18 protein-coding genes are annotated in these 20675 nt (G+C 62.2%); 10 read left to right on the top strand and 8 right to left on the bottom strand.

All coding sequences use genetic code 11. The features are described from left to right. Positions 1-151 precede the first annotated feature (151 nt). Positions 152-2980, bottom strand: coding sequence for a valine--tRNA ligase (locus U0988_RS10115; RefSeq protein WP_322292499.1), 2829 nt, complete (start codon positions 2978-2980; stop codon positions 152-154). Between the two features lie 120 nt (positions 2981-3100). Here U0988_RS10115 and U0988_RS10110 point away from each other — a divergent pair, with 120 nt between their 5' ends. The 4 genes from U0988_RS10110 to U0988_RS10095 are packed head-to-tail and all read left to right on the top strand — an operon-like array spanning position 3101 to position 6721. Next, complete coding sequence (locus U0988_RS10110; RefSeq protein WP_322292498.1) at positions 3101-4225, top strand: ABC transporter permease; 1125 nt, start codon at positions 3101-3103, stop codon at positions 4223-4225. Beyond that, positions 4222-5073 (top strand): ABC transporter ATP-binding protein, encoded by an 852-nt coding sequence (locus U0988_RS10105; RefSeq protein ID WP_322292497.1) that lies wholly within the window; start codon positions 4222-4224, stop codon positions 5071-5073. Before U0988_RS10110 ends, U0988_RS10105 begins: the two co-directional genes overlap by 4 nt. A gap of 38 nt (positions 5074-5111) precedes the next feature. Continuing rightward, positions 5112-6059 (top strand): MlaD family protein, encoded by a 948-nt coding sequence (locus tag U0988_RS10100; RefSeq protein WP_322292496.1) that lies wholly within the window; start codon positions 5112-5114, stop codon positions 6057-6059. Between the two features lie 32 nt (positions 6060-6091). Next, positions 6092-6721 (top strand): ABC-type transport auxiliary lipoprotein family protein, encoded by a 630-nt coding sequence (locus U0988_RS10095; RefSeq protein WP_322292495.1) that lies wholly within the window; start codon positions 6092-6094, stop codon positions 6719-6721. Between the two features lies 1 nt (position 6722). Here U0988_RS10095 and U0988_RS10090 read toward each other — a convergent pair whose 3' ends face one another. From U0988_RS10090 to crcB, 5 genes are read right to left on the bottom strand one after another with little or no spacing between them, the layout of a single operon-like run. Further along, positions 6723-7418, bottom strand: a complete 696-nt coding sequence (locus tag U0988_RS10090) for an ATP12 family chaperone protein (RefSeq protein WP_322292494.1) — start codon at positions 7416-7418, stop codon at positions 6723-6725. Next, entirely contained in the window at positions 7415-7624 is a 210-nt protein-coding gene (locus U0988_RS10085) for a hypothetical protein (RefSeq protein ID WP_322292493.1), read from the bottom strand. The genes U0988_RS10090 and U0988_RS10085 overlap by 4 nt, the downstream gene beginning before the upstream one ends. Then, positions 7621-8274, bottom strand: coding sequence for an HAD-IA family hydrolase (locus U0988_RS10080; protein WP_322292492.1), 654 nt, complete (start codon positions 8272-8274; stop codon positions 7621-7623). The genes U0988_RS10085 and U0988_RS10080 overlap by 4 nt, the downstream gene beginning before the upstream one ends. 18 nt (positions 8275-8292) lie before the next feature. Further along, the gene (locus U0988_RS10075) at positions 8293-9576 is read right to left on the bottom strand and encodes an RluA family pseudouridine synthase (protein WP_322292491.1); all 1284 of its coding nucleotides are present in this window, start codon (positions 9574-9576) and stop codon (positions 8293-8295) included. Continuing rightward, complete coding sequence (crcB, locus tag U0988_RS10070; RefSeq protein WP_322292490.1) at positions 9573-9989, bottom strand: fluoride efflux transporter CrcB; 417 nt, start codon at positions 9987-9989, stop codon at positions 9573-9575. The genes U0988_RS10075 and crcB overlap by 4 nt, the downstream gene beginning before the upstream one ends. Positions 9990-10226: 237 nt before the next feature. Here crcB and rpsU point away from each other — a divergent pair, with 237 nt between their 5' ends. The 6 genes from rpsU to gatB all read left to right on the top strand — a co-directional run bounded on the left by rpsU (position 10227) and on the right by gatB (position 16368). Further along, the gene (gene rpsU / locus U0988_RS10065) at positions 10227-10433 is read left to right on the top strand and encodes a 30S ribosomal protein S21 (RefSeq protein WP_006834591.1); all 207 of its coding nucleotides are present in this window, start codon (positions 10227-10229) and stop codon (positions 10431-10433) included. Positions 10434-10599: 166 nt separating this feature from the next. Continuing rightward, positions 10600-11157: an FKBP-type peptidyl-prolyl cis-trans isomerase gene (locus tag U0988_RS10060; RefSeq protein WP_322292489.1), complete on the top strand. Its 558-nt coding sequence runs from the start codon at positions 10600-10602 to the stop codon at positions 11155-11157. Positions 11158-11212: 55 nt separating this feature from the next. Then, positions 11213-12928, top strand: coding sequence for a DUF4153 domain-containing protein (locus U0988_RS10055; protein WP_322292488.1), 1716 nt, complete (start codon positions 11213-11215; stop codon positions 12926-12928). A 57-nt stretch (positions 12929-12985) separates the two neighbouring features. After that, a complete protein-coding gene (gene gatC, locus U0988_RS10050) occupies positions 12986-13288 on the top strand; it encodes an Asp-tRNA(Asn)/Glu-tRNA(Gln) amidotransferase subunit GatC (protein WP_322292487.1) in 303 nt (100 codons plus the stop codon). Further along, the gene (gene gatA, locus U0988_RS10045) at positions 13288-14772 is read left to right on the top strand and encodes an Asp-tRNA(Asn)/Glu-tRNA(Gln) amidotransferase subunit GatA (protein WP_322292486.1); all 1485 of its coding nucleotides are present in this window, start codon (positions 13288-13290) and stop codon (positions 14770-14772) included. The genes gatC and gatA overlap by 1 nt, the downstream gene beginning before the upstream one ends. Before the next feature lie 96 nt (positions 14773-14868). Beyond that, positions 14869-16368, top strand: a complete 1500-nt coding sequence (gene gatB, locus U0988_RS10040; RefSeq protein ID WP_322292485.1) for an Asp-tRNA(Asn)/Glu-tRNA(Gln) amidotransferase subunit GatB — start codon at positions 14869-14871, stop codon at positions 16366-16368. 869 nt (positions 16369-17237) lie between these two features. On the opposite strand, the gene U0988_RS10035 is transcribed toward gatB, so the two are convergent. Together U0988_RS10035 and U0988_RS10030 are read right to left on the bottom strand one after the other, a co-directional pair. Next, entirely contained in the window at positions 17238-17543 is a 306-nt protein-coding gene (locus U0988_RS10035) for a hypothetical protein (protein WP_322292484.1), read from the bottom strand. A gap of 36 nt (positions 17544-17579) precedes the next feature. After that, positions 17580-20489, bottom strand: a complete 2910-nt coding sequence (locus U0988_RS10030; RefSeq protein ID WP_322292483.1) for a pitrilysin family protein — start codon at positions 20487-20489, stop codon at positions 17580-17582. Positions 20490-20675: the final 186 nt, after the last annotated feature.

Raw genomic sequence — 20675 nt, 5'->3', positions numbered from 1 at the left:
TCCCCCGGGGACGTGGCGGCGAGGGTTAACATGAAATCCTCCCCGGAACGGGGAGGGGGACCGCCCGAAGGGGGGTGGAGGGGGCACATTTTGGGAGTGTGCCCCTCCACCATGCTGCGCATGGTCCCCCTCCCCAGTTTGGGGAGGATCATCACCCCAACCGCTCCAGCGCCGCCGTCAACCGCTCGACCTCCGCGCTGTGATGCGCGAAGTCGGCCTTGGCCTTCTCGACCGCTTCGGGTTTTGCGCGATCAACGAAATTGGCGTTGGATAGGCGCCCTTCGAGTGACTTCGCTTCCTTGGCGGACACTTCCAGTGCCTTGGTCAGGCGGGACTTCTCGGCCTCGATATCGACCAGCCCTGCCAGCGGAACCACGAAACTGTCTGCGCCGACGCCGATCTGCATCGCCGCGCCATCGGGCGCTGCTTCGAAATGGACCGCGCTGATCCGGGCAATGCGTTCGATCGCTGACTGGTTGCCCGCGATTACGGTTTTTGCCGCGTCCGACGGGTCCGCCAGATAGGCTTCCAGCTTTGTGCCCGGCGGAATGCCGAGTTCGTTCTTGGCGGCCCTCATTGCGCTGGTGAGCGCGATCAGCCATTCGACTTCGGCTTTCGCCGCTGCATCCACTTTCGCGCGGGGTTCCGGCCATTTCGCGGTAATCAGCGGATAATCCGCCCGGTCGCCCTGCTTGCTCCACAATTCCTCGGTCACGAACGGCATGAAGGGGTGGAGCATGACCAGGATCTGGTCGAGCACCCATCCGGCAACCGCCTTGGTTTCCGCGTCGAAATTTGCCCCCAAGCCGGGTTTGATGAGTTCGATGTACCAGTCGCAGAAATTGTCCCATACGAAGTGATAGATGGTGCCCGCCGCCGTATCGAAGCGCAGATCGGCCAGCGCCTGATCGAGTTTCGCCTGCGTTTCGACCACCTCGCCGATGATCCAGCGGTTGACCGCGCTGGTGGCTGCCGGGGCTTCCAGCGTGGTCGAGGCGGCGATGCCATTGGCTTGGCAGAACCGGGTAGCGTTCCACAATTTGGTGGCGAAGTTGCGGTATCCCTCGACCCGCCGGTCGTCCATCTTGATGTCGCGGCCCTGGCTTTCCATCGCCGCCATGAAGAACCGCAGCGCGTCCGCGCCATATTGCTCGATCAGGCCGAGCGGATCGACCACATTGCCCTTGGATTTGGACATTTTCTGCCCGTCGGCCGCGCGCACCAGCCCGTGCAGATAAAGCCGCGGCCACGGGTTCTGTCCCGTCAGATGCCGCCCCATCATCATCATCCGCGCATCCCAGAAAAACAGGATGTCGAAGCCGGAAATGAGCAGATTGTTGGGGTAATGTTTGGCGAGCAAATCCTCCCCGGAACGGGGAGGGGGACCGCCCGAAGGGAGGTGGAGGGGCACCTCGCGCCCAACCGAACCTGCCCCTCCACCATGCTGCGCATGGTCCCCCACCCCATGCTGGGGAGGATCGTTCGGCCAGCCGAGCGTGGCGAAAGGCCACAACGCGGAGGAGAACCATGTGTCGAGGACGTCGTTGTCGCGTGTCAGGACTGCATCGGGGTCAGCTTTCGCTTGCGCAGCTTCTTCGGTCAAGGCGACGAAGATTTCCCCGTCCGCATTGAACCACGCCGGAATCCGGTGCCCCCACCACAGCTGGCGCGATACGCACCATGGCTGGATATTCTCCATCCAGTTGAAGAAGGTCTTTTCCCAGCTTTTCGGGACGATCTCGACTTCGCCGCTCTTGACCGCCTCGATCGGCTTTTTCGCCAGCTGCGCTGCATCGACATACCATTGGTCGGTCAGCCAGGGTTCGATCACCACGCCGCCGCGGTCGCCGAACGGGGTCTGGATCGTGCGCGGTTCCGCGTCGTGTTCGGTGCGCTCTCCGTCCTGTTCGGTGACGTGGGGGATCAGGAAGCCCTGTTCCTTCAGCCGCTGCACCACCAATTCGCGCGCGCCGTCCACCTTGTCCTTGCGGAACCGGTGGAGACCTAGGAATTCGTCCGGAATCAGCCCGTCGGAGGTCTGGGAGACATTGGCCTCCGCATCGAGCATGTTGAGCATTTCGCCCGGTGCGAAGCCCGCCCGCTTGCCCACCTCGAAATCGTTGAAATCATGGCCCGGAGTGATCTTCACCGCGCCGCTGCCGAGTTCGGGATCGGCGTGTTCGTCGGCCAGGATCGGGATGCGCCGCCCGGTGATCGGCAGGGTGACGAATTTTCCGACCACGCTGGCATAACGTTCGTCCGTGGGATGCACCGCCACCGCCATGTCCGCCAGCATGGTTTCAGGCCGAGTGGTCGCAACCTGGATGTAATCGCGGCCATTGGCCAGCTTCACACCATCCGCCAGAGGATAGCGGAAATGCCAGAAACTGCCCTTGATCTCCTGCGTTTCCACCTCGAGATCGGAGATCGCGGTCTTGAGCTTGGGGTCCCAATTGACCAGCCGTTTGTCGCGGTAAATCAGCCCGTCATTATACAGATCGACGAAGACCTTCATCACCGCGTCCGAAAAATGCGGATCCATGGTGAACTGCTCGCGCGACCAGTCCATCGAACAGCCCAGCCGCCGCAGCTGGCGGGTGATTGTCCCGCCGCTTTCTTCCTTCCATTGCCAGACCTTGGCGATAAAATCCTCGCGGCTGTAATTGGTCCGCTTGTCCTGCGCGGCTTCAAGCTGGCGTTCCACCACCATTTGCGTCGCGATCCCGGCGTGGTCGGTGCCGACCACCCACAGCGCATCCTTGCCGCGCAGCCGTTCGTAGCGGATCATGATGTCCTGCAACGTGTTGTCCAGCGCATGCCCGATATGCAGCGATCCGGTCACATTAGGCGGCGGGTTGACGATGGTATAGGCTTCCGCATCCGGGCGATCGGGCCGGAACAGGCCATTATCTTCCCAATGCTGATACCACCGCTGTTCGATTGCGGCCGGGTCGAAGGTCTTTGAAAGTTCGCTGGTCATATCGCCGCTGCCTTTGCCAGCGAGGCCGACCGGAAGCAACGATGATGAGCGCGGTTGGATCACCGCAATCGACAGCAAGCTGCTTGTCGAAGCGGATTTTTGCCATCATAGCTGCCGCTTATGAGTTCATCGGCCACTTCACCGGCAGAGTTTCACCTGGACGAAAGCGGCGATGGGCCGCCCCGCCTGGTGTTGACCGGCCCCTATTTGATCTCCACCATCGGGCTGGTTGACCGCAGACTGCGCAAGATCGCCACTTCGCCGGACGAGATCGATCTGTCGGGCGTTACCGAAATCGACACGGTAGGGGCGTGGACCGCCCGCCAGCTATCCGAGCGGCACAATGCGCGCATTGTCGGTGCCAGCAGCCGTGCCGAGCGCCTGATCAAGGCGCTGGGTGACAGCGCGGACGCGGCGGCCGTCCGCGCTCCGCGAGAAGGGTTGATGACCCGTGTTCCGCGCGCCATCGGCGAAGGAGTGGTCGACTTCGGCGTTGGTGTTTTCGGCCTGGTGGGATTTCTTGGGGAGGTTATTGCCGGTTTCGGCTCGCTCCTGCGCCATCCCGGCCGTTTCCGGGTCAAGGCCTTCGTGCATCAATTGGAACTGGTCGGAGTAAGCGCACTCGGGATCATCGGCCTGATGAGTTTCCTGATCGGTATCGTGGTGGCCCAGCAGGGCGCGGTGCAGCTTCAGCAATTCGGCGCGGAAATCTACACGATCAACCTGACCGGGCGGCTCACCCTGCGCGAATTGGGTGTGCTGATGACCGCGATCATGGTCGCCGGCCGGTCGGGGTCGGCCTTCGCCGCGCAGATCGGGACGATGAAGCTGACCGAGGAGGTCGATGCGATGCGCACGATCGGCATTTCCCCGATCGAGGCGCTGGTCATCCCGCGAATCCTGGCCGCGGTGCTGATGCTGCCATTGCTGGGTTTCTACGCCGCCTGCATGGGCATAATCGGCGGGGCCTTCATCGCGAGCATCTCGCTGGACATTCCTTTCTTCACATTCCTGTCGCGGATTCAGGAAGTTGTGCCGATGTACGATCTCTATGTCGGGATGATCAAAGCGCCGGTGTTCGGGCTGATCGTGGCGGTTGCCGGCTGCTACCAGGGTATGCAGGTGTCCGGAAATTCCGAACAGGTCGGCCTGCGCACGACCAAGGCCGTGGTCCAGGCGATTTTCATGGTGATCGTGCTTGATGCCTTCTTCGCAGTGTTCTTTACCGAGATTGGCTGGGCATGAACGAAGAAGAACCAAGGGCTCTCGGCCGTCACGAACGGTTCCGCGGGGAATTTCCTATTGTGGTCGAAGGTCTGGTCAACCGGTTCGGCGAGCAAACGGTGCACGACAATCTGGACCTGAAGGTCCGTAATGGGGAAATCCTGGGCGTGGTTGGCGGCTCCGGCACCGGCAAATCCGTGCTGATGCGGTCGATCATCGGGCTGCAGCGTCCCGATGAAGGAGACATCGACGTGTTCGGCCGGTCGATCACCGAAGCTGAATCCGACGAGGACATCCGCGCCCGCAATCGCTGGGGTGTGCTGTTCCAGGGAGGCGCGCTGTTTTCCACCCTCACGGTGGGCGAAAACGTGCAGGTGCCGATCAAGCAGTTCTATCCCGAAATCAGCGCGCAACTGCTCAACGAAATCGCCCGCTACAAGGTCATCCTGTCCGGTCTGCCGGAGGACGCAGTCGATAAGTATCCCTCCGAACTGTCCGGCGGGATGCGCAAGCGCGCCGGCCTTGCCCGCGCACTGGCGCTCGATCCCGAACTGCTGTTTCTGGACGAACCGACCGCCGGGCTCGACCCGATCGGAGCCGACAAATTCGATCGCCTGACTCGCGAACTGCAACAAACGCTGGGGCTGACCGTGTTTCTGATCACCCACGATCTGGATACGCTCTATGCCATTTGCGACCGGGTTGCGGTGCTGGCGGATAAGCGGGTGATTGCCGTGGGCACCATCCCGGAGCTGCTGGCGACGGATCATCCCTGGATCCAGGAATATTTCAACGGTCCGCGCGGCCGCGCCGCGCAGGGAGCAGTGGCCAAGTCTGCTGAAACTGCGCAGGCGGCGCGGACAACATGATGGACAATGATCCATTCTCAAGGGCATAGGGACACGCAATGGAAACACGCGCAAATCATGTCTGGGTCGGTGCGGTAACCCTGCTGCTGATCGCCGCGCTGGCATTGGGTATCGTCTGGCTCTCGCGGATCAGCGGCGAAAGCCAGAATGATTACGACATCCTGTTCAAACAGTCGGTTTCCGGCCTCGCGCGCGGGTCGGAAGTGTCGTTTGCCGGTGTTCCCGTAGGTCAGGTGACCGAGATACGCCTGTGGGAATCCGATCCCGGATATGTCCGCGTGCGGATCAAGGTCAACGAAACGGTGCCCATTCTGGTCGGCACAACCGCGACCATTCAAGGGTCCTTCACCGGTGTCTCGACAATAATGCTGGACGGTGCCCGCAAGGGCGCACCGCCGATTACCTGCGAAACCACAGCCTGTCCCGAAGGCGTGCCGGTCATTCCGCCCAAGCCCGGCGGACTGGGCGAATTGCTCGCCAACGCGCCGCTGCTTCTGGAACGGCTGGCAACCCTGACTGAACGGCTGACGGCGGTGCTGTCGGACGACAACCAGAACCAGATCGCGGGCATATTGCGCAACACCAACGAGATGACCGCGCAATTTGCCGAGGCCGCCCCGCAGGTTCAGCGGACACTCGCGGAATTGCAGGTAACATTGCGCGAATCGTCCGAAGCGCTCGACGCCTTCGAGAAAGTGATGGGTTCAACCGACCAATTGCTGAACAAGGAAGGCCAATCCCTGGCCGTGGAATTGCGCAAAACGCTCGGCTCGGCCAGCAACGCGGCGCAGTCCCTTTCCGATACGTTGGAGGACACGCGGCCGATTACGAAGCAGCTCTCGGAAACCACGCTGCCCGCAGCCGAGGCGACCTTGCGTGAATTGCAGGCGACCAGCAAGGCGCTCCGCAAGGTGACCGAGAAGATCGAAACGCAGGGCGCAACGTCCATACTCGGCGGCCCCAAGCTTCCGGAATATGAAGAATGAATTCTGACATTCACAACAGGAAGGCCCAGCCTATGTGCGATACCCAGCCCATATGCGATGGACTCAAATTTCGGCCGGGCAGGGCAGCGACTGGTCTGTTCCTAGCCGCGCTTTCCCTGTCGCTGGCGGGCTGCATCAGCCTTGGCGCCGAGCCTCCGCCGAGCCTGCTGACGCTGACCCCGACAAATGTGAGTCCGGCGGGTGCCGGCCCGAACGGCACCATGAGCGGAGCGATCATGGTCATGGAACTGGAAGCGCCCGCGAAGCTGGAGGTCCAGCGCCTCCCGGTGCAGATCGACGATGCCAATATCGCCTATCTGAAAGACGCTTACTGGGTCGAACAGCCTGCCCGGCTGTTCCGCCGCCTGCTGGGGGAAACGATCCGCACACGGTCCGGGCGAATTGTGGTGGACACCGCCGAGGTCGCCGCAATGCCAACCGACACAGTGCGCGGCACATTGCGCGAATTCGGCTATGACGCCCGCAGCCAATCCGTAATCGTCCGCTTCGATGCGATCCGCAGCGGAGCCGGCGATCAGGTCCGGACCCGGCGGTTCGAAAGCATCGTGCCGGGCGTAGCGGCGGAGGCCGGTCCGGTTGGCGCCGCGATGAATACGGCAGCCAATGACGTTGCCGGACAAGTCGCGGACTGGGTGGGCTGAGCTAGTTCGAGACCAGTCGGAGGAATTCGGCACCGCGGCGGAATTCAAGGGTTCGCAGCGCCAGCCGCGTCTGGGCTTCTGCGTCATGGCCCCATAATTCCGCCTGCCACAGTTCTTCCAGATTTGCTGCGTTCCACAAGGCCTCCACCTCGGCATCCGGCTGCAACACGGCCATGGCGATGCACAGCGATGCGGCGAGCGAGGCGCAGGTCTGCAGACCCGCGAGAGTGAAGTTGTCCAATGCCGCAAGACGGGCACGCAGCGCCGCAAGCGTTTGTGGCGGCTGGGACCGGTGAATGATCCCGCTCACGCGCTCGAACCTCACATTTTCTGCGCTTTCGAACGCCGCCAGCAGCGGCTCCCACACCTCCAACTGCCGACGATAGAGCGCTTCCTCGGGATCGGCCCGGTAACACAGCGTGTCGGTTTCCGCGAAGGCGAGCAATTTATTCAGGGCGGTGCCGCGATCCGGACCCACAATGTCGATTGCATAATCGGCCAGATCGCGGAAGTGGAACCGGCCAGGGTCGAGGTCCTCGCCTTGTTCATCCCACTCGGCAGCGAGCGCGGCGGCCAGTGCGCGGCTGGGCACTATCTGCGGCACCCCCGCAGCGGTTTTGATGTGGCGCCCGTCCAACCGGACGGCAAAGCCCCGCTCCAGTTGCTCGACGGTGACCTCACGGTAAAACCGCTTCACTCGGGCGGGCTCCGCCAGCGCCGGGCGAGAAACTGGGGGGCAACGAATGCGTCGACAATCCCGATGGCGATAAGCGCATATCCGACCTCCACCGGCCAGTCGATGGTACCCTGCGTCACCAGCAGACCGGTGACCACCAGCGCCACGCCGAGAATGCGCGCAAGGTTCAGGATCAACCAGCGGTTTCGGGCAACATCGTCGTTCATCGCAGCAATTCTCCCAAATTCTGCGCCGAGATAGCCACCGCCTGCGCGCCTGCTGCAGTCAGTTCTGCTGACGTGTGATAGCCCCAATCCACGCCGATGGCGCGTACCCGGACCGCCTGCGCCATGTCGATGTCGAAACTGGTGTCGCCGATCATCACGGTGTCCTGCGGCCGCACGGATGCATCGGCCATCGCGGCCTCCAGCATTGCCGGATTTGGTTTCGATGGATGCCGGTCCGCGGTCTGCAAGGAGATGAAATGGTCAATGATGCCATGTGCGGCAAGGCAGCTTTGCAGTCCGCGATCCGATTTGCCGGTCGCCACCGCCAGCAGCCAGCCGCGTTCCCGCAGATCGACGATCAGTTCGGCAATGCCGGCAAACAGCGGCTCCTCCAACCGGCCCTCGGTGCGGCTGTCGCGGAAGGCCTGCTTGTATCCCTCGACGATTTGCACCTGATCGGAGGCACAGGCATCGGGCGCGAGGACCCGGACCGCCTGCGGCAGGCTGAGCCCGACGATCCGGCGCACCAGATGGTGATCGGGCGGGGGAAGGCCTGCCGAGGCGAAGCCGCAATCCATTGCCTCGCAGATGCTCGCCTGCCCATCCACCAGCGTTCCGTCACAGTCGAACACCGCCAGCCGGATACTCATGCCGCTGTCGCCCGCATCCTAGCGCCCTTTTTTTGCGGGGCCGCCCCGCTTTGGTGCGCCGGGCCTGGGACCGGCTTTCGCGACCGGTTTGGGCGAACCCTTGCCCTTGGTCGGGCCGCGCTTGGCGGGTGCAGCCTTGATGCCGCTCTTGGGCCGGCCCTTGGCAATTCCGTCCTTTTCATTGCGCCCGCCCGCGATCCGTTCGCGCCGCTCGCCGCGGCGTTCCTTGCGGATCTGTTTGGAATGCTGACGCGCCGACTGCTTTTTCTGGTCGCGCGACATCGGGGTAGGCTCGTCACTCGGCAGGGCGTCGCTCAGCGTGAGGTCGAAGCCCATCTGGTCCATGCTGGCGGCAAAATGGGGCGGAAGGTCGGCGGTGACATCCAGCGGTGTGCCGTCCGGATGGTCGATCACCAGCCGCCGGGCATGGAGGTGGAGCTTGCGGCTGATACTGCCCGTCAGAAACGCGTCCTGCCCGCCGTATTTTCCGTCGCCGACGATCGGGTGGCCGATCGCTGCCATATGCACGCGCAGCTGGTGAGTCCGCCCGGTCAGCGGTTGGAGTTCCACCCAGCAGGCGCTGTTTCCGGCGCGTTCGATCACGCGGTAACGGGTGCTCGCCTTCTGGCCGCCTTCCTCGTCGACATGCATTTTCTCGCCGCCGGTGCCCGGCTGCTTGGACAGGGGCGCGTCGATCTGGCCTTCATAGACGTCGGGCACGCCGACGATCAGCGCCCAATAGACTTTCTTCGCCGTACGGCCGGAAAAACGCGTGGAGAAGAACGCCGCGCTGCCCGGCGTTCGCGCGATCAGAAGCACGCCGCTGGTGTCCTTGTCGAGCCGGTGGACGAGCCGCGGTCTCGGGCCGGATTCCGCAAAAGCATCCAGCAGGCCGTCCACATGGCGCAGCGTTCCGGTGCCGCCTTGCGTGGCGAGACCCGGCGGTTTGTTGAGCACGATGGCCGCGCGGTCCTGCGTGATGACCATTGCGTCCGCTTCGGCGATTTCGTCTTCGGTCAGAACGCGCCGCTGGTTCGGTCCGCGGTCGGGCGTATCCCCGCCCGGCGGCACACGGAGCACCTGGCCTGCGGCAATCCGGTCGTCGACCTTTACGCGCTTGCCGTCGATGCGGATTTGCCCGGTCCGTGCCCAGCGCGAAACCGTTGCGAAGCCGATTTGCGGAAGATGCCGTTTGAACCACCGGTCGAGCCGCGCCCCGTCGTCGTCGCGGCCAATGGTAAACTGGCGAACCTCGGCTGATGTCCCGGCATTGCCGGAGGGCGGGACCTTGGCGGCGCTCATGCTGCAATCCTCATGATGATCAGGCCGAGATACAGCCCGGCGAGGCTGGCAATGACGGAAATCAGTGCATAGGATAGTGCCGCAGCCGGCTGGCCCCGCTCGATCAGCAGCATCAGTTCCAGGCTGAAGGAGGAAAAGGTGGTGAACCCGCCGAGCAGCCCGACGCCGAGCAGCAGGCGCCACTGTTCGCCCCCGGCACCGCTGCGCGCGAGATAGCCCGCCAGCACACCCATCGCGATCCCGCCGAGCACATTGACGGTCAGCGTCGCCCAGGGGAACGCGGTCATCGTCTGCGGGCCGAGGAAGCGGGTCATCGTCCGGCCAAGCTGATAGCGTAGCACCGCACCCACCGCGCCGCCCGCCGCTACGTTGACGGTCGCGGCCCATGGACCTATTGAAGAAATTGAAGTCATGGCCCGTCCCTTAGACGCACAATCGCCATTCGTCATCCGCGGTCTTCCATGCCGCGCGAGTGGCGGCATTTAACGACGATACGACTTCAAACGCTTGCCAAAACGCCTGCGATTCGCTAGGCGCGCCACAGTTCGAGCCGGTCCGGGCAGGATTCGGCACAATTTCTAATGGTTAGCTGTAGGCGCATCCCCGCCCTGACGCGGGCTCTGTACCTTTGCTGTGAGGTGTTTGAATTTATGCAGATCATGGTTCGCGATAACAATGTCGACCAGGCCCTACGCGCGCTCAAGAAGAAGCTGCAGCGTGAAGGCGTGTATCGCGAAATGAAGCTGCGCCGGCACTATGAAAAGCCATCGGAAAAGCGCGCCCGGGAAAAGGCTGCTGCCGTGCGCCGCGCCCGCAAGCTGGAACGCAAGCGGATGGAGCGTGACGGGATCAAGTGACACCACTGGTGTCATCCTCGCGCAGGCGGGGATCCATTCGTTGCGACCGGGACTTCCTGCTTGAACCCGATACGATGATCAGCCATCAGGGCACGGTGCATTCCGTGCCCTTTTTGCTTTGTGCGTGCCATTTACAAAACAGGCCATTTACCGGACAGGACCCTTCATGACCGAGATTACCCGCGTCCCACTTCATCCGATCGCCAAAGGGTCGTTGACCAAACTGTGGCTGGGCGTCGTTGCGGTAATCCTGATCGGCGCTGGCATCGCCTACTCAGCAGTCCCGGCAGGCGTTTCGGTCGATACGGTGACCGCGGGCACCGGTCCCAATCCCGCAGCCACCGATGTGGTTCTGGTGAATTACACCGGCAAGCTCGCAGATGGCACCGTGTTCGACGAAGGCCAGCAAACGCCGCTCCCGCTTGAAGGGATGATCCCCGGCTTCCGGGAAGGCGCGATGAAAATGCAGAAGGGCGGAACCTATGTCCTGACGATCCCTTCGGAAAAGGGCTACGGCGAGGAAAGCAAGGCCAATCCGCAAACCGGCGAGGAAGTGATCCCGGCAAACAGCGACCTGGTATTCGACGTGGAACTGATCGATTTCATGTCGCTGCAGGATTTCCAGGCGCGCATGGCCGAAATGCAGCAGATGCAGCAGATGATCCAGCAGCAACAGCAGCAGCAAGGTGCACCCGGCGCTGCACCGGCGCCTCCGCAGCCATAGGGTATAAGCACGCCGTGCGTATTGCCCTTGGTGAACAATGGGCAGACAAAGCGGCATGACCTCCGATACGCAGGCTCCGCCGGTTCAATTCGATAGCGACTGGTCGCTGCGTCCCTGGGTGCTGGGCGCATTGCTGGGCGCGGCCGGTCTGCTGGTCTATCTGATTGCCGACGGGAACGAGCAAAGCCGCGCGCGCATGGCGCTGGCCGCATTTGTATTCTTCTCCGGCATTTTTGCGGCGTTCACGATCGACCGGGACCGCTGGTTTCAGCCTCTCATCGCTGCCTTGGTTGCCGGTCTGGTGATGGCCGGTCTGGCATGGCAAGCCGTCGATCCGAACGATTGGGCGGCCACCGACGAACTGGCATTCGGGGCCGGGGTGGTTGCGATCACCCTTTCGGTGCCGCTGTTCCAGGCGGGATTTCACCGGCTTCGTTTCAGGACGCCCTATCGCGACACACATTTCCACGTCTGGACGGATATCGTCAGCGGCGCAGGCGCGCTCGCCTTCGTGGGTTTGTCGTGGGCGCTGATTGCGGTCCTGTCCGAATTGTTTCGCCTGCTGCAGATCGATCTGCTCAAGGATCTGATCGACGAGGAATGGTTCGGCTGGACCTATTCCGGGCTGACCTTCGGCGCGGCGCTGGGTACTCTGCGCAACCAGCTTAGAATTCTCGGCACGTTGCAGTCGGTCGTGCTGCTCGTGCTTTCCCTGCTCGCGGTCCCGCTCGCTGCGGCGCTGGTGCTGTTTCTGGCCGCGATGGTCCTGTCGGGACCGGAGGTTCTGTGGCAGGCGACCCGCAGCGCGACGCCGATCCTGCTCGCCTGCGCATTCGGTGCCTTTGTCCTTACCAACGCGATCATTCGCGATGATGAGAGCGAGATGACCCGATCGCGGATCATGCGGGTCACTGCGCTGATCCTGGCGCTGGGCATTTTGCCGCTGACGGTTTTCGCCGCAGTATCGATGGGCACCAGGGTGGCGCAGCACGGGCTCTCGCCGGAACGCATCTGGGGCTTGATCGCGATCGGTTTCGCCTGCGCCTACGGCCTCGCCTATGTGGTGGCGGTGGCGAGGGGCCGGAAGGCCGGGTGGCACGACGCCTTGCGCCGTGCCAACCTGCATCTGGCTGTGGTCGGCTGTCTGCTTGCACTGATCGTGGCCTTGCCGCTGTTCGATTTTGGAGCCATCTCCGCCCGAAACCAGATTGCGCGGCTGGAGGCGGGTAAGGTCAGCGTCGACGATTTCGACTACGCCGCCCTGCGATGGGACTTCGGAGAGGGCGGGCGCAAGGCGCTGCGCGTACTCGCACGGTCGGACCGTGCCGAGGTCAAAACCCTGGCTGCCGAAGCCTTGGCGCAAAAGGAACGCCCCGAACGTTATTTCTCTGCGCCCGATGACAAGGCGAAGCGGTTGGCGAATCTGCGGATGGACTTCACCGACCCTGCTTTGAGGGAGAGGGCGCAGAAGGCGGTTCTCGGCACGCAATGGGCCTGCCATTCTCCATGTGTTGTAATCGATCTGGGACCGGGCGAGGGGGATAAGCGGCGGCTGGCGCGGGTGGAGAATTATGCCTACACGCTCTTCCAAATCGACTTGGCCGACAAGGATTTCACTGTGTCGGAAGAAGAAATGGCGTCGCCTGTCGACATCGCGGGGGCCGAAGACTCTAACGTAAGTGTTAAAGCAGACTCAAGGGTCGAAGTCAGGCCGTTCACAGGTCAGCAGATTTATATCGACGGCAAACCCTTGGGCGCTCCGTTCGAATAGGTTTTCACCGTGCAATGCCCGCTTGAAGCTGCGCCTCGCCGCCGCTAACGCAGGCCCATGTCTGTAGATAAGCAAATTGTCGCGAAAATCGCCTCGCTGGCGCGCATCCGAATGGGTGATGCGGAGCTGGAGCGGATGGTGCCTGAATTGAACAACATCCTCAGCTGGGTGGAGCAATTGGGCGAGGTCGATTGCAGCGGGGTGGAGCCGATGACTGCGGTGATCCCCAACACACTGCGGCTGCGCGAAGATGTGGTCAATGCCGACCCGCTGACCGGCGGCGACCGGCGCGACGATATTCTGGCCAATGCGCCCGCGCGCGAACACGGGTTCTTCGGCGTGCCCAAGGTGATCGAATAATGACCAATATTACCGATCTGGGCGTTGCCGCGATCCGTGCAGGCGTGGCGCAGGGTGATTTCACCGCGCGCGAAGTGGCGGAAGGCTTCAACGCCAATGTCGCCGCGGCATCCGCGCTCAATGCCTTCATCGTGACCACGCCGGAAAAGGCGCTGGAGGCGGCGGACAAGGTCGATGCCGACCGTGCGGCAGGCAAGCCGCTCGGCAGCATGGCGGGCGTCCCCATCGGGATGAAGGATTTGTTCGCCACCCACGGCGTCCAGACCACGGCGGCCAGCCACATTCTGGAAGGCTTCGTGCCCCAGTATGAAAGTACCGTGTCCAGCAATCTGTGGGCTGCGGGTGCGGGGATGCTGGGCAAGCTCAATCTTGACCAGTTCGCAATGGGTTCGTCTAACGAAACCAGCTATTTCGGCAATGTCATCAGCCCGTGGAAGCGCAGCGGTGGCTCCAACGCGCAGATGAGCCCCGGCGGCTCGTCGGGAGGCAGTTCCACAGCGGTGTCCGCGCGGCTTGCCCCGGCGGCGACCGGCACCGATACGGGCGGTTCGATCCGCCAGCCTGCCGCATTTACCGGCATTACCGGGATCAAGCCGACCTATGGCCGCTGTTCGCGCTGGGGCGTGGTCGCCTTTGCCTCCAGCCTCGATCAGGCAGGCTCGATGGCGCATGACGTACGCGATTGCGCGATCATGCTCGGCGCGATGGCGGGGTTCGATCCGAAGGATGCGACCAGCCTCGATCTGCCGGTTCCCGATTGGGAAGGGAGTCTCAATTCGGACCTCAGGGGCAAGAAAGTCGGCATTCCGCGCGAATACCGGATGGACGGCACCGACGCTGAAATCCTCAAGAGCTGGGATGACGGGATTGCCTGGCTGAAGGATGCGGGCGCGGAGGTGGTCGATATCAGCCTGCCGCACACCAAATATGCGCTGCCCGCCTATTACATTATCGCCCCTGCTGAGGCTTCCTCCAACCTCGCGCGGTACGACGGGGTGCGGTACGGCTTGCGCGATTTGCCTGAGGGTTCGGGCCTCCAGGATATGTACGCCGCCACCCGCGCGGCCGGTTTCGGGGACGAGGTGAAACGCCGCGTGCTGATCGGCACCTATGTGCTCAGCGCAGGCTTCTACGACGCCTATTACACACAGGCGCAGAAAATCCGCACTCTGGTGGCGCAGGACTTCGCAAATGCCTTCCAGGAATGCGACGTGATCCTCGCCCCGACGACGCCCACTGCCAGCTTTGGCCTGGGCGAGAAGAGCGACGATCCGCTGGCGATGTATCTCAACGACGTGTTCGCGGTGCCTGCTTCGCTGGCGGGGCTGCCAGCGATGAGCGTGCCATGCGGGGTGAATTCGGAAGGACTGCCGCTGGGCCTCCAGATCGTGGGCCGCGCGTTTGACGAACAGGGCGTGCTCAACGCAGGCCTCGCGATCGAGGAACGCGCCGGGTTTACCGCCAGGCCGGAGAAGTGGTGGTAATAATCGTCATCCCGGCGCAAGCCGGGATCGGGAGCAGCAAGCTCCGACAGTGGTTACAGCGATCCCAGCTTTCGCTGGGATGACGGGGTACAGAAGATGAGCAATTACCGCATCCAGGGCATGAGCGGCGAGTGGGAGGTCGTGATCGGCCTTGAAGTCCATGCGCAGGTCACATCGAAATCCAAGCTGTTTTCCAGCGCCAGCACCACTTTCGGGGCGGAGCCCAATGCGCAGGTCAGCCTGATCGACGCGGCGATGCCCGGAATGCTGCCGGTGCCCAATGCCGAATGCATCCGTCAGGCGGTGCGCACCGGCATGGCGATAGAGGCGCAGATCAACAAATATTCGCGGTTCGACCGGAAGAATTATTTCTACGCCGATCTTCCGCAGGGCTACCAGATTTCGCAGCTCTACCACCCGATCGTGGGCGAGGGGCAGCTGCTGATCGCGAAGGACGAGAAGGCCGGAATTCCGGAAGACAAGATCATCGGGATCGAACGCATCCATATCGAACAGGATGCGGGAAAACTGATGCACGATCAACATCCGAGCATGTCCTATGTCGATTTGAACCGCTGCGGCGTGGCGTTGATGGAAATCGTGTCCATGCCGCACATGACTTCGCCAGCGGAGGCCGGTGCCTATGTCCGCAAGCTGCGTTCGATCCTGCGGTATGTCGGATCGTGCGACGGCAATATGGAAGAAGGTTCCATGCGGGCGGACGTGAACGTATCGGTCCGCAAGGTCGGCGATCCCGAACTGGGCACGCGGACCGAGACGAAGAACGTCAATTCGGTGCGCTTCGTCATGGCGGTGATCGAACAGGAAGCGCGCCGTCAGGTCGATCTGATCGAGGACGGCGGCACTGTGGTGCAGGAAACCCGCCTGTATGATCCGGACAGGAACGAAACACGCTCCATGCGCAGCAAGGAAGACGCGCATGATTACCGCTACTTCCCCGATCCCGACCTGTTGCCGCTGCTGCTCGAGGATGCATTCCTGGAGGTATGTCGCGCTTCGCTGCCGGAACTCCCCGATGCGAAGCGCCTGCGCTATACCGGCGAACTGGGCATGACCGATTACAATGCAGCGCAGCTGACGGCGGAGGTCGAGACCTTCGCCCGGTTCGAGACCTTGCTGGCGGAAACCGCGCGCCAGGCCGGAAAGCCGGAAGCCGAAGTTGCCACGCAGGTTGCCAACTGGACCCTTTCGGTCGCGCCAGGTGTGATCAAGTCGCTGGGGGACGAGGCAAAGCTGGAACACAACACCGCCGCCGCCAACGCCGCGATCCTGCAGATGGTCAGCGCCAACATTGTATCGGGCGGGCAGGCCAAGGAAATTTACGAAATCGTCCTCAAAACCGGCCGCGAACCGGCGGAAATCGCCGAAACCGAAGGGTTGAAGCAGCAGTCCGACACCGGCGCAATCGAGGCCGAAATCGACAAAATCCTCGCCGCCAATCCGGACAAGGTCGCCGAATACCGCAGCGGCAAGGACAAATTGTTCGGCTTCTTCGTGGGGCAGACCATGAAGGCGATGCAGGGCAAGGCCAATCCCGGCGTGGTCAATGAACTGCTGAAAGCGAAATTGGGGTAAGCCCTGCGCTGCCGGAGCTCAGGTAAAGTCGGCTACGAGGGCAATTCTGACAAGAGCGGTCTGTCCGGACACGAAGACACTGCGGACGCTTTCTGAAACGGCTCTATCTGCTCGACGAATTGTTCGCACCAAGGTTCGCACCAAGGGGGGATTATGCCCGCGCTTACAAACCGGCTCAAGGCAGCGACATTGGGCGTTGGCATTACTGTTGCGCCGTTAGCTATCGTTGCAACTGCGCACCTAACTTTTATGCCGCAGATCGTCGCGGCTATGGAAGGACTGGACAGTTACGATCGAGCTCTGGCGGTTTCGTCCTTACGAAGTGACTGGTTTGCGATGCACAGCGTAGTGGCGATAACATTCGCCATTTACTGGGTCATAACGGCGGTGTTCGGAAGAGAGCAAATACTAAGGTCCAGGGCTGCCAATAGCATCTTGGCCTTTTGTGCTGCCGCGTATCTGACAATAACTTTATACTTCATCTTCGTTCAGTGGCCCGACGGATTAGAGGTCGTATGCCCGCTTCTCGGTATCTCTAACACTGACGCACCCCCCTTTGGCTTCGACGTCCCGTCATCATGCGGCGCTTTTGTCTACGCGGCCAACCAAATGATAATGTTGGGGCTGGTGGGGTTGATCGTGCCCCTGATCATAAGCCTAATTGTCCGCATAGTTTCATCTCGCCGCGCGTATCAGCCAAAGGATGACGCTCCTCCACCGTTGCTTGAATGACTTTTCCCCACAACCTTTCAGACACTCAGTGATCGGCAGTTAAAGTCCAATTCCGGACCCAGGTTCATCGTTCACCGCAACGAAAAGGGCCGCCGGAGTTCCCTCCAGCGGCCCATTCTATCTCGGGAGTCCAAGACTCAGCCTTTGCGTTCGCCGGTCATCGCCATCGAACCGAATGCGCCTGCATTGACGTTGCCGACCAGCTGGTCGCCGTCGATCGTGGCGTCGCAATCGAGCGTCATTGGCATCGGCACGGTCATGTTCATTTTCCAGGTCAGTTTATTGCCGTCGATCTTGCCGTCGACGACATCCATGCTGCCCATCGCGCCCTGGTTGGTGCCGGTGAAGGTGGTGCCGTCATCGCCGGGCACGACGGTGAAGGTGCTTTTCTGGTCGCCCATCGGGCTTTTGGTTACGCAATCATAGGTTCCTGCAACAGACATTCGTTCTCTCCTTGTTTGTGGGTGGAATAGGGTAGGTCAGTTTCCAGCCGCCTCGCGGGTTTCGACCGGCACGCCCAGCTGATCGAGTTGCGGCGAAATGATCGCCGCATCGCCGACGATCACGAACACCAGATCATCGCCGAGCAGATTGGCCTTCGCCTCGGCATCGATTTGCTCAGCGGTGAGATTGGCATAGCGGTCCGCCAGGGTCTCGTAATAGTTGTCCGGTCGGCCGAAATTGACGATTGACTGGATACCCCCAAGGACTGCGCGCGATGTTTCGAACTGGCCGGGCAATTGGCGGACGTTGCCGTTGATCATCCTTTCAAGCTCTTGCGCCGTGACCCCATTGCCGCCGGTGTATGCAGCCAGATCCTTGCGCAATTCCGCAATGGAATCGCCGGTCCGGTCCGCCTGGACGGGGGCATAGATCAACAGGCTCGTCCGGTCGATCGGCTGGTTCAGGATGCTGCGCACGCCGTAGGACCAGCCCTTCGTCTCACGCAAATTCATATTGATCCGGCTGAGGAAACTGCCGCCGAAAACTTCGTTCGCCGAATCCAGTATCAGCAGATCCTCCGTGCCCTTGGCCTGCAGGACGCGGCCCGCCAGTATGACGGATTGCGGCGAGTTTGGCCGATTGATCAGGATGATCCGCGAAGTCTGCGGCGGGATTGGGGCGCTGAAATCCTTGGTCGGAGCGGGCACGCCCGGTGCCTGCCAATCCCCGAAGCTCGCCTCCAGCATTTTCACCGCTTCCGCCAGGCTGGTATCGCCCACGATGAACACCTTGGCCATGTCGGGCCGGATCCAGACCCGGTGGAAATCGCCCAGTTCTTCGCGAGTTATGGTGCTGACCACGGCCGGATCACCGGTTCCGCTGGGCGGAATACCGTAGGGGTGATCGGTCCCGAACAACACTGGCGCAAGGGCCCGCTGACCGATCGCACCCGGATTGTTGAGCTCATTCTTGATCCGCGTAAGTTGCTGGGTGCGCACACGCTCCAGCTCCATGGGCGCGAAGGCCGGGTTGCGCACATAATCCGCCATCAGCTCAAGCGACGCCGCCAGATTGGGTTCCATCGCCGCCAGGCCCACCGTGGTCTTGTCGGCACTGGCGTTGGCATAAAGCGCGGCACCCAGCCGTTCCTTGGCAATTGCCAGTTCGGTGGAATCGAGCGTGGTTGTGCCTTCGTCCATCATCTGCAGCATCATCGACTGCAGGCCGAGGCGCTGCTTGGGGTCCGCGGCAAAACCGGCGTCGAACTCGATCTCGACATTGACCACGGGAACCGCGTCCCGCCGTGCAAAATACACTTCCATGCCGTTCGACAGGGTGGCCCGTTCGATGTCGGGGAAATCGAGCGGCTTGAGTTCTTCCACATCGGGCAGTTTCGACCGGTCGGCTTCTGCCGCCGCCGCGCCGGATGCCGCCGCCAGTGATTGCGCCGCGAAGGGCCCGTTGTAGAACGCGGGCTGCATTCCGCCCGCTTCGGGAGCGATGATGTATCCCCCGCGGTTTTCGCCGCCTTCCTTCCGGTCACCCGGTTCCACGGTCAGCGAGAACACCGGGCGGGACAGCCATTTGGAGGTGACGGCGCGGACTTCCGCGGGGGTCATCGCGGCGGCCCGGTCGAGCGCAGCCTTGTAAGCTGACGGATCGCCTTGATACAGCAATCCTTCGGCCAGCGTGGGTGCCTTGCCGCCGAAGCCGCCGACTTGTTCAAGCCCGCGAATCTGACCCGCAGCGTAGCTGGTGGTGGCGCGCTGCAATTCGTCAGCCGTCGGGCCTTCGGCGAGGAATTTGGCGATCTCGGCGTCCAGAGCCGCGGCCATGGTCGCTTCGTCGACGCCCGGCTTGGCATCGGCATAGACGACGAACTGACCGGCCTGGGCGAAAATTTCCGCCCGGGCGGTGACGCTTACCGCGAGTTGCTGTTCGCGCACCAGCGCGTTGTCGAGCCGCGAACTGGCGAGACCGCCGAGTACGGTTCCGGCCATCGTGAGCGGCAAATAATCGGGGTTGTCGAGCCCGGGAACGGCCCACATCCGGTAAATCCGCGGGGTGGCAATGCGGTCGTAAATGGTCTTGGCGAGCGGTGCGGGAAGATCCGGCACGGGGGCCACCACCGGCTTGATCGCAGGGCCGGCGGGAATGGCACCGAACCATTTGCCGACCTTGTCCCTGGCCGTCGCGACATCGATATCACCGGCCAGCGCCAGCACCGCGTTGTTGGGGCCGTAATGGTCGCGGAACCACTGTTTCACATCGTCGAGCGTCGCGCTGGACAGATCGTCCATCGAACCGATGGTGGAGTGGTGATAGGGATGGCCGGAGGGATATAGATTTTCCAGCTGTTCGTATTCCGTCAGGCCATAAGGCTGGTTATCGCCCTGCCGCTTCTCGTTCTGGACCACGCCAATCTGGTTATCGAGCTTTTCCTGCGTCACTGCGCCGAGCAGATAGCCCATCCGGTCGCTTTCGAGCATCAACGCCCGGTCGAGCGCACCCGTCGGCACGGTCTGGAAATAATTGGTCCGGTCGAACCAGGTGGTGCCGTTGAAGTCGGTCGCACCGACCTGCTGCAGCGGTTCGAAGAAGTCACCCGGCGCGTTTTCGGACCCGTTGAACATCAGATGTTCGAAAAGATGCGCAAACCCGGTCTTGCCTTCGGGTTCATGCTTCGAACCAACCGCGTACCAGACCGAAATACCGACGACCGGCGCCTTGCGGTCGGTATGGACCAGCACCGTCAGGCCATTATCGAGCGTAAAGCGTTCGTAGGGGATCGAAACCGCGTCGACCAGTTCCTCAACAGACGCAGGCTCCGCCGCGGCGACCTGTTCAGCCGGTGGCGGAACAGCGGCTGCCGGCTCCATGGAAGCCGTGGCGCAAGCGCCGAGTGAAAGGGCGAGCAGACTGACGGCGGTAAAGCGTAGACGCATGAGATTTCCCGAATTGTTGAATTGTTTCCCTGGATACCGGTTTAACCAGCGCTTACCGGCGGGTCACGGTTTTTCGACTAACCGCGTTTCTTTCGGCATCAACGCGCCAGAAATGGACCGGCTTCAGCCGGTGCTGGATGTACATGGTCGCCTGGTCGGTGTGATGCGGGCTGTCGGGCCGGGTAG

The organism is Allopontixanthobacter sp. (assembly GCF_034376665.1).
Classification (GTDB): domain Bacteria; phylum Pseudomonadota; class Alphaproteobacteria; order Sphingomonadales; family Sphingomonadaceae; genus Allopontixanthobacter.
Note: the sequence above shows the minus strand (reverse complement) of the source record. Positions and strands in the feature narration are given on the sequence as shown.

Excerpts from the sequence above, each read along its gene's own strand:
- U0988_RS10035 (WP_322292484.1), bottom strand. The coding sequence starts at position 17,543 with ATGTCTGTTGCAGGAACCTATGATTGCGTAACCAAAAGCCCGATGGGC.
- U0988_RS10075 (WP_322292491.1), bottom strand. The coding sequence starts at position 9,576 with ATGAGCGCCGCCAAGGTCCCGCCCTCCGGCAATGCCGGGACATCAGCC.
- crcB (WP_322292490.1), bottom strand. The coding sequence starts at position 9,989 with ATGACTTCAATTTCTTCAATAGGTCCATGGGCCGCGACCGTCAACGTA.
- U0988_RS10105 (WP_322292497.1), top strand. The coding sequence starts at position 4,222 with ATGAACGAAGAAGAACCAAGGGCTCTCGGCCGTCACGAACGGTTCCGC.
- gatB (WP_322292485.1), top strand. The coding sequence starts at position 14,869 with ATGAGCAATTACCGCATCCAGGGCATGAGCGGCGAGTGGGAGGTCGTG.
- U0988_RS10115 (WP_322292499.1), bottom strand. The coding sequence starts at position 2,980 with ATGACCAGCGAACTTTCAAAGACCTTCGACCCGGCCGCAATCGAACAG.
- U0988_RS10030 (WP_322292483.1), bottom strand. The coding sequence starts at position 20,489 with ATGCGTCTACGCTTTACCGCCGTCAGTCTGCTCGCCCTTTCACTCGGC.
- U0988_RS10080 (WP_322292492.1), bottom strand. The coding sequence starts at position 8,274 with ATGAGTATCCGGCTGGCGGTGTTCGACTGTGACGGAACGCTGGTGGAT.
- U0988_RS10100 (WP_322292496.1), top strand. The coding sequence starts at position 5,112 with ATGGAAACACGCGCAAATCATGTCTGGGTCGGTGCGGTAACCCTGCTG.
- U0988_RS10055 (WP_322292488.1), top strand. The coding sequence starts at position 11,213 with ATGACCTCCGATACGCAGGCTCCGCCGGTTCAATTCGATAGCGACTGG.
- rpsU (WP_006834591.1), top strand. The coding sequence starts at position 10,227 with ATGCAGATCATGGTTCGCGATAACAATGTCGACCAGGCCCTACGCGCG.
- gatC (WP_322292487.1), top strand. The coding sequence starts at position 12,986 with ATGTCTGTAGATAAGCAAATTGTCGCGAAAATCGCCTCGCTGGCGCGC.
- U0988_RS10060 (WP_322292489.1), top strand. The coding sequence starts at position 10,600 with ATGACCGAGATTACCCGCGTCCCACTTCATCCGATCGCCAAAGGGTCG.
- gatA (WP_322292486.1), top strand. The coding sequence starts at position 13,288 with ATGACCAATATTACCGATCTGGGCGTTGCCGCGATCCGTGCAGGCGTG.
- U0988_RS10095 (WP_322292495.1), top strand. The coding sequence starts at position 6,092 with ATGTGCGATACCCAGCCCATATGCGATGGACTCAAATTTCGGCCGGGC.
- U0988_RS10110 (WP_322292498.1), top strand. The coding sequence starts at position 3,101 with ATGAGTTCATCGGCCACTTCACCGGCAGAGTTTCACCTGGACGAAAGC.
- U0988_RS10085 (WP_322292493.1), bottom strand. The coding sequence starts at position 7,624 with ATGAACGACGATGTTGCCCGAAACCGCTGGTTGATCCTGAACCTTGCG.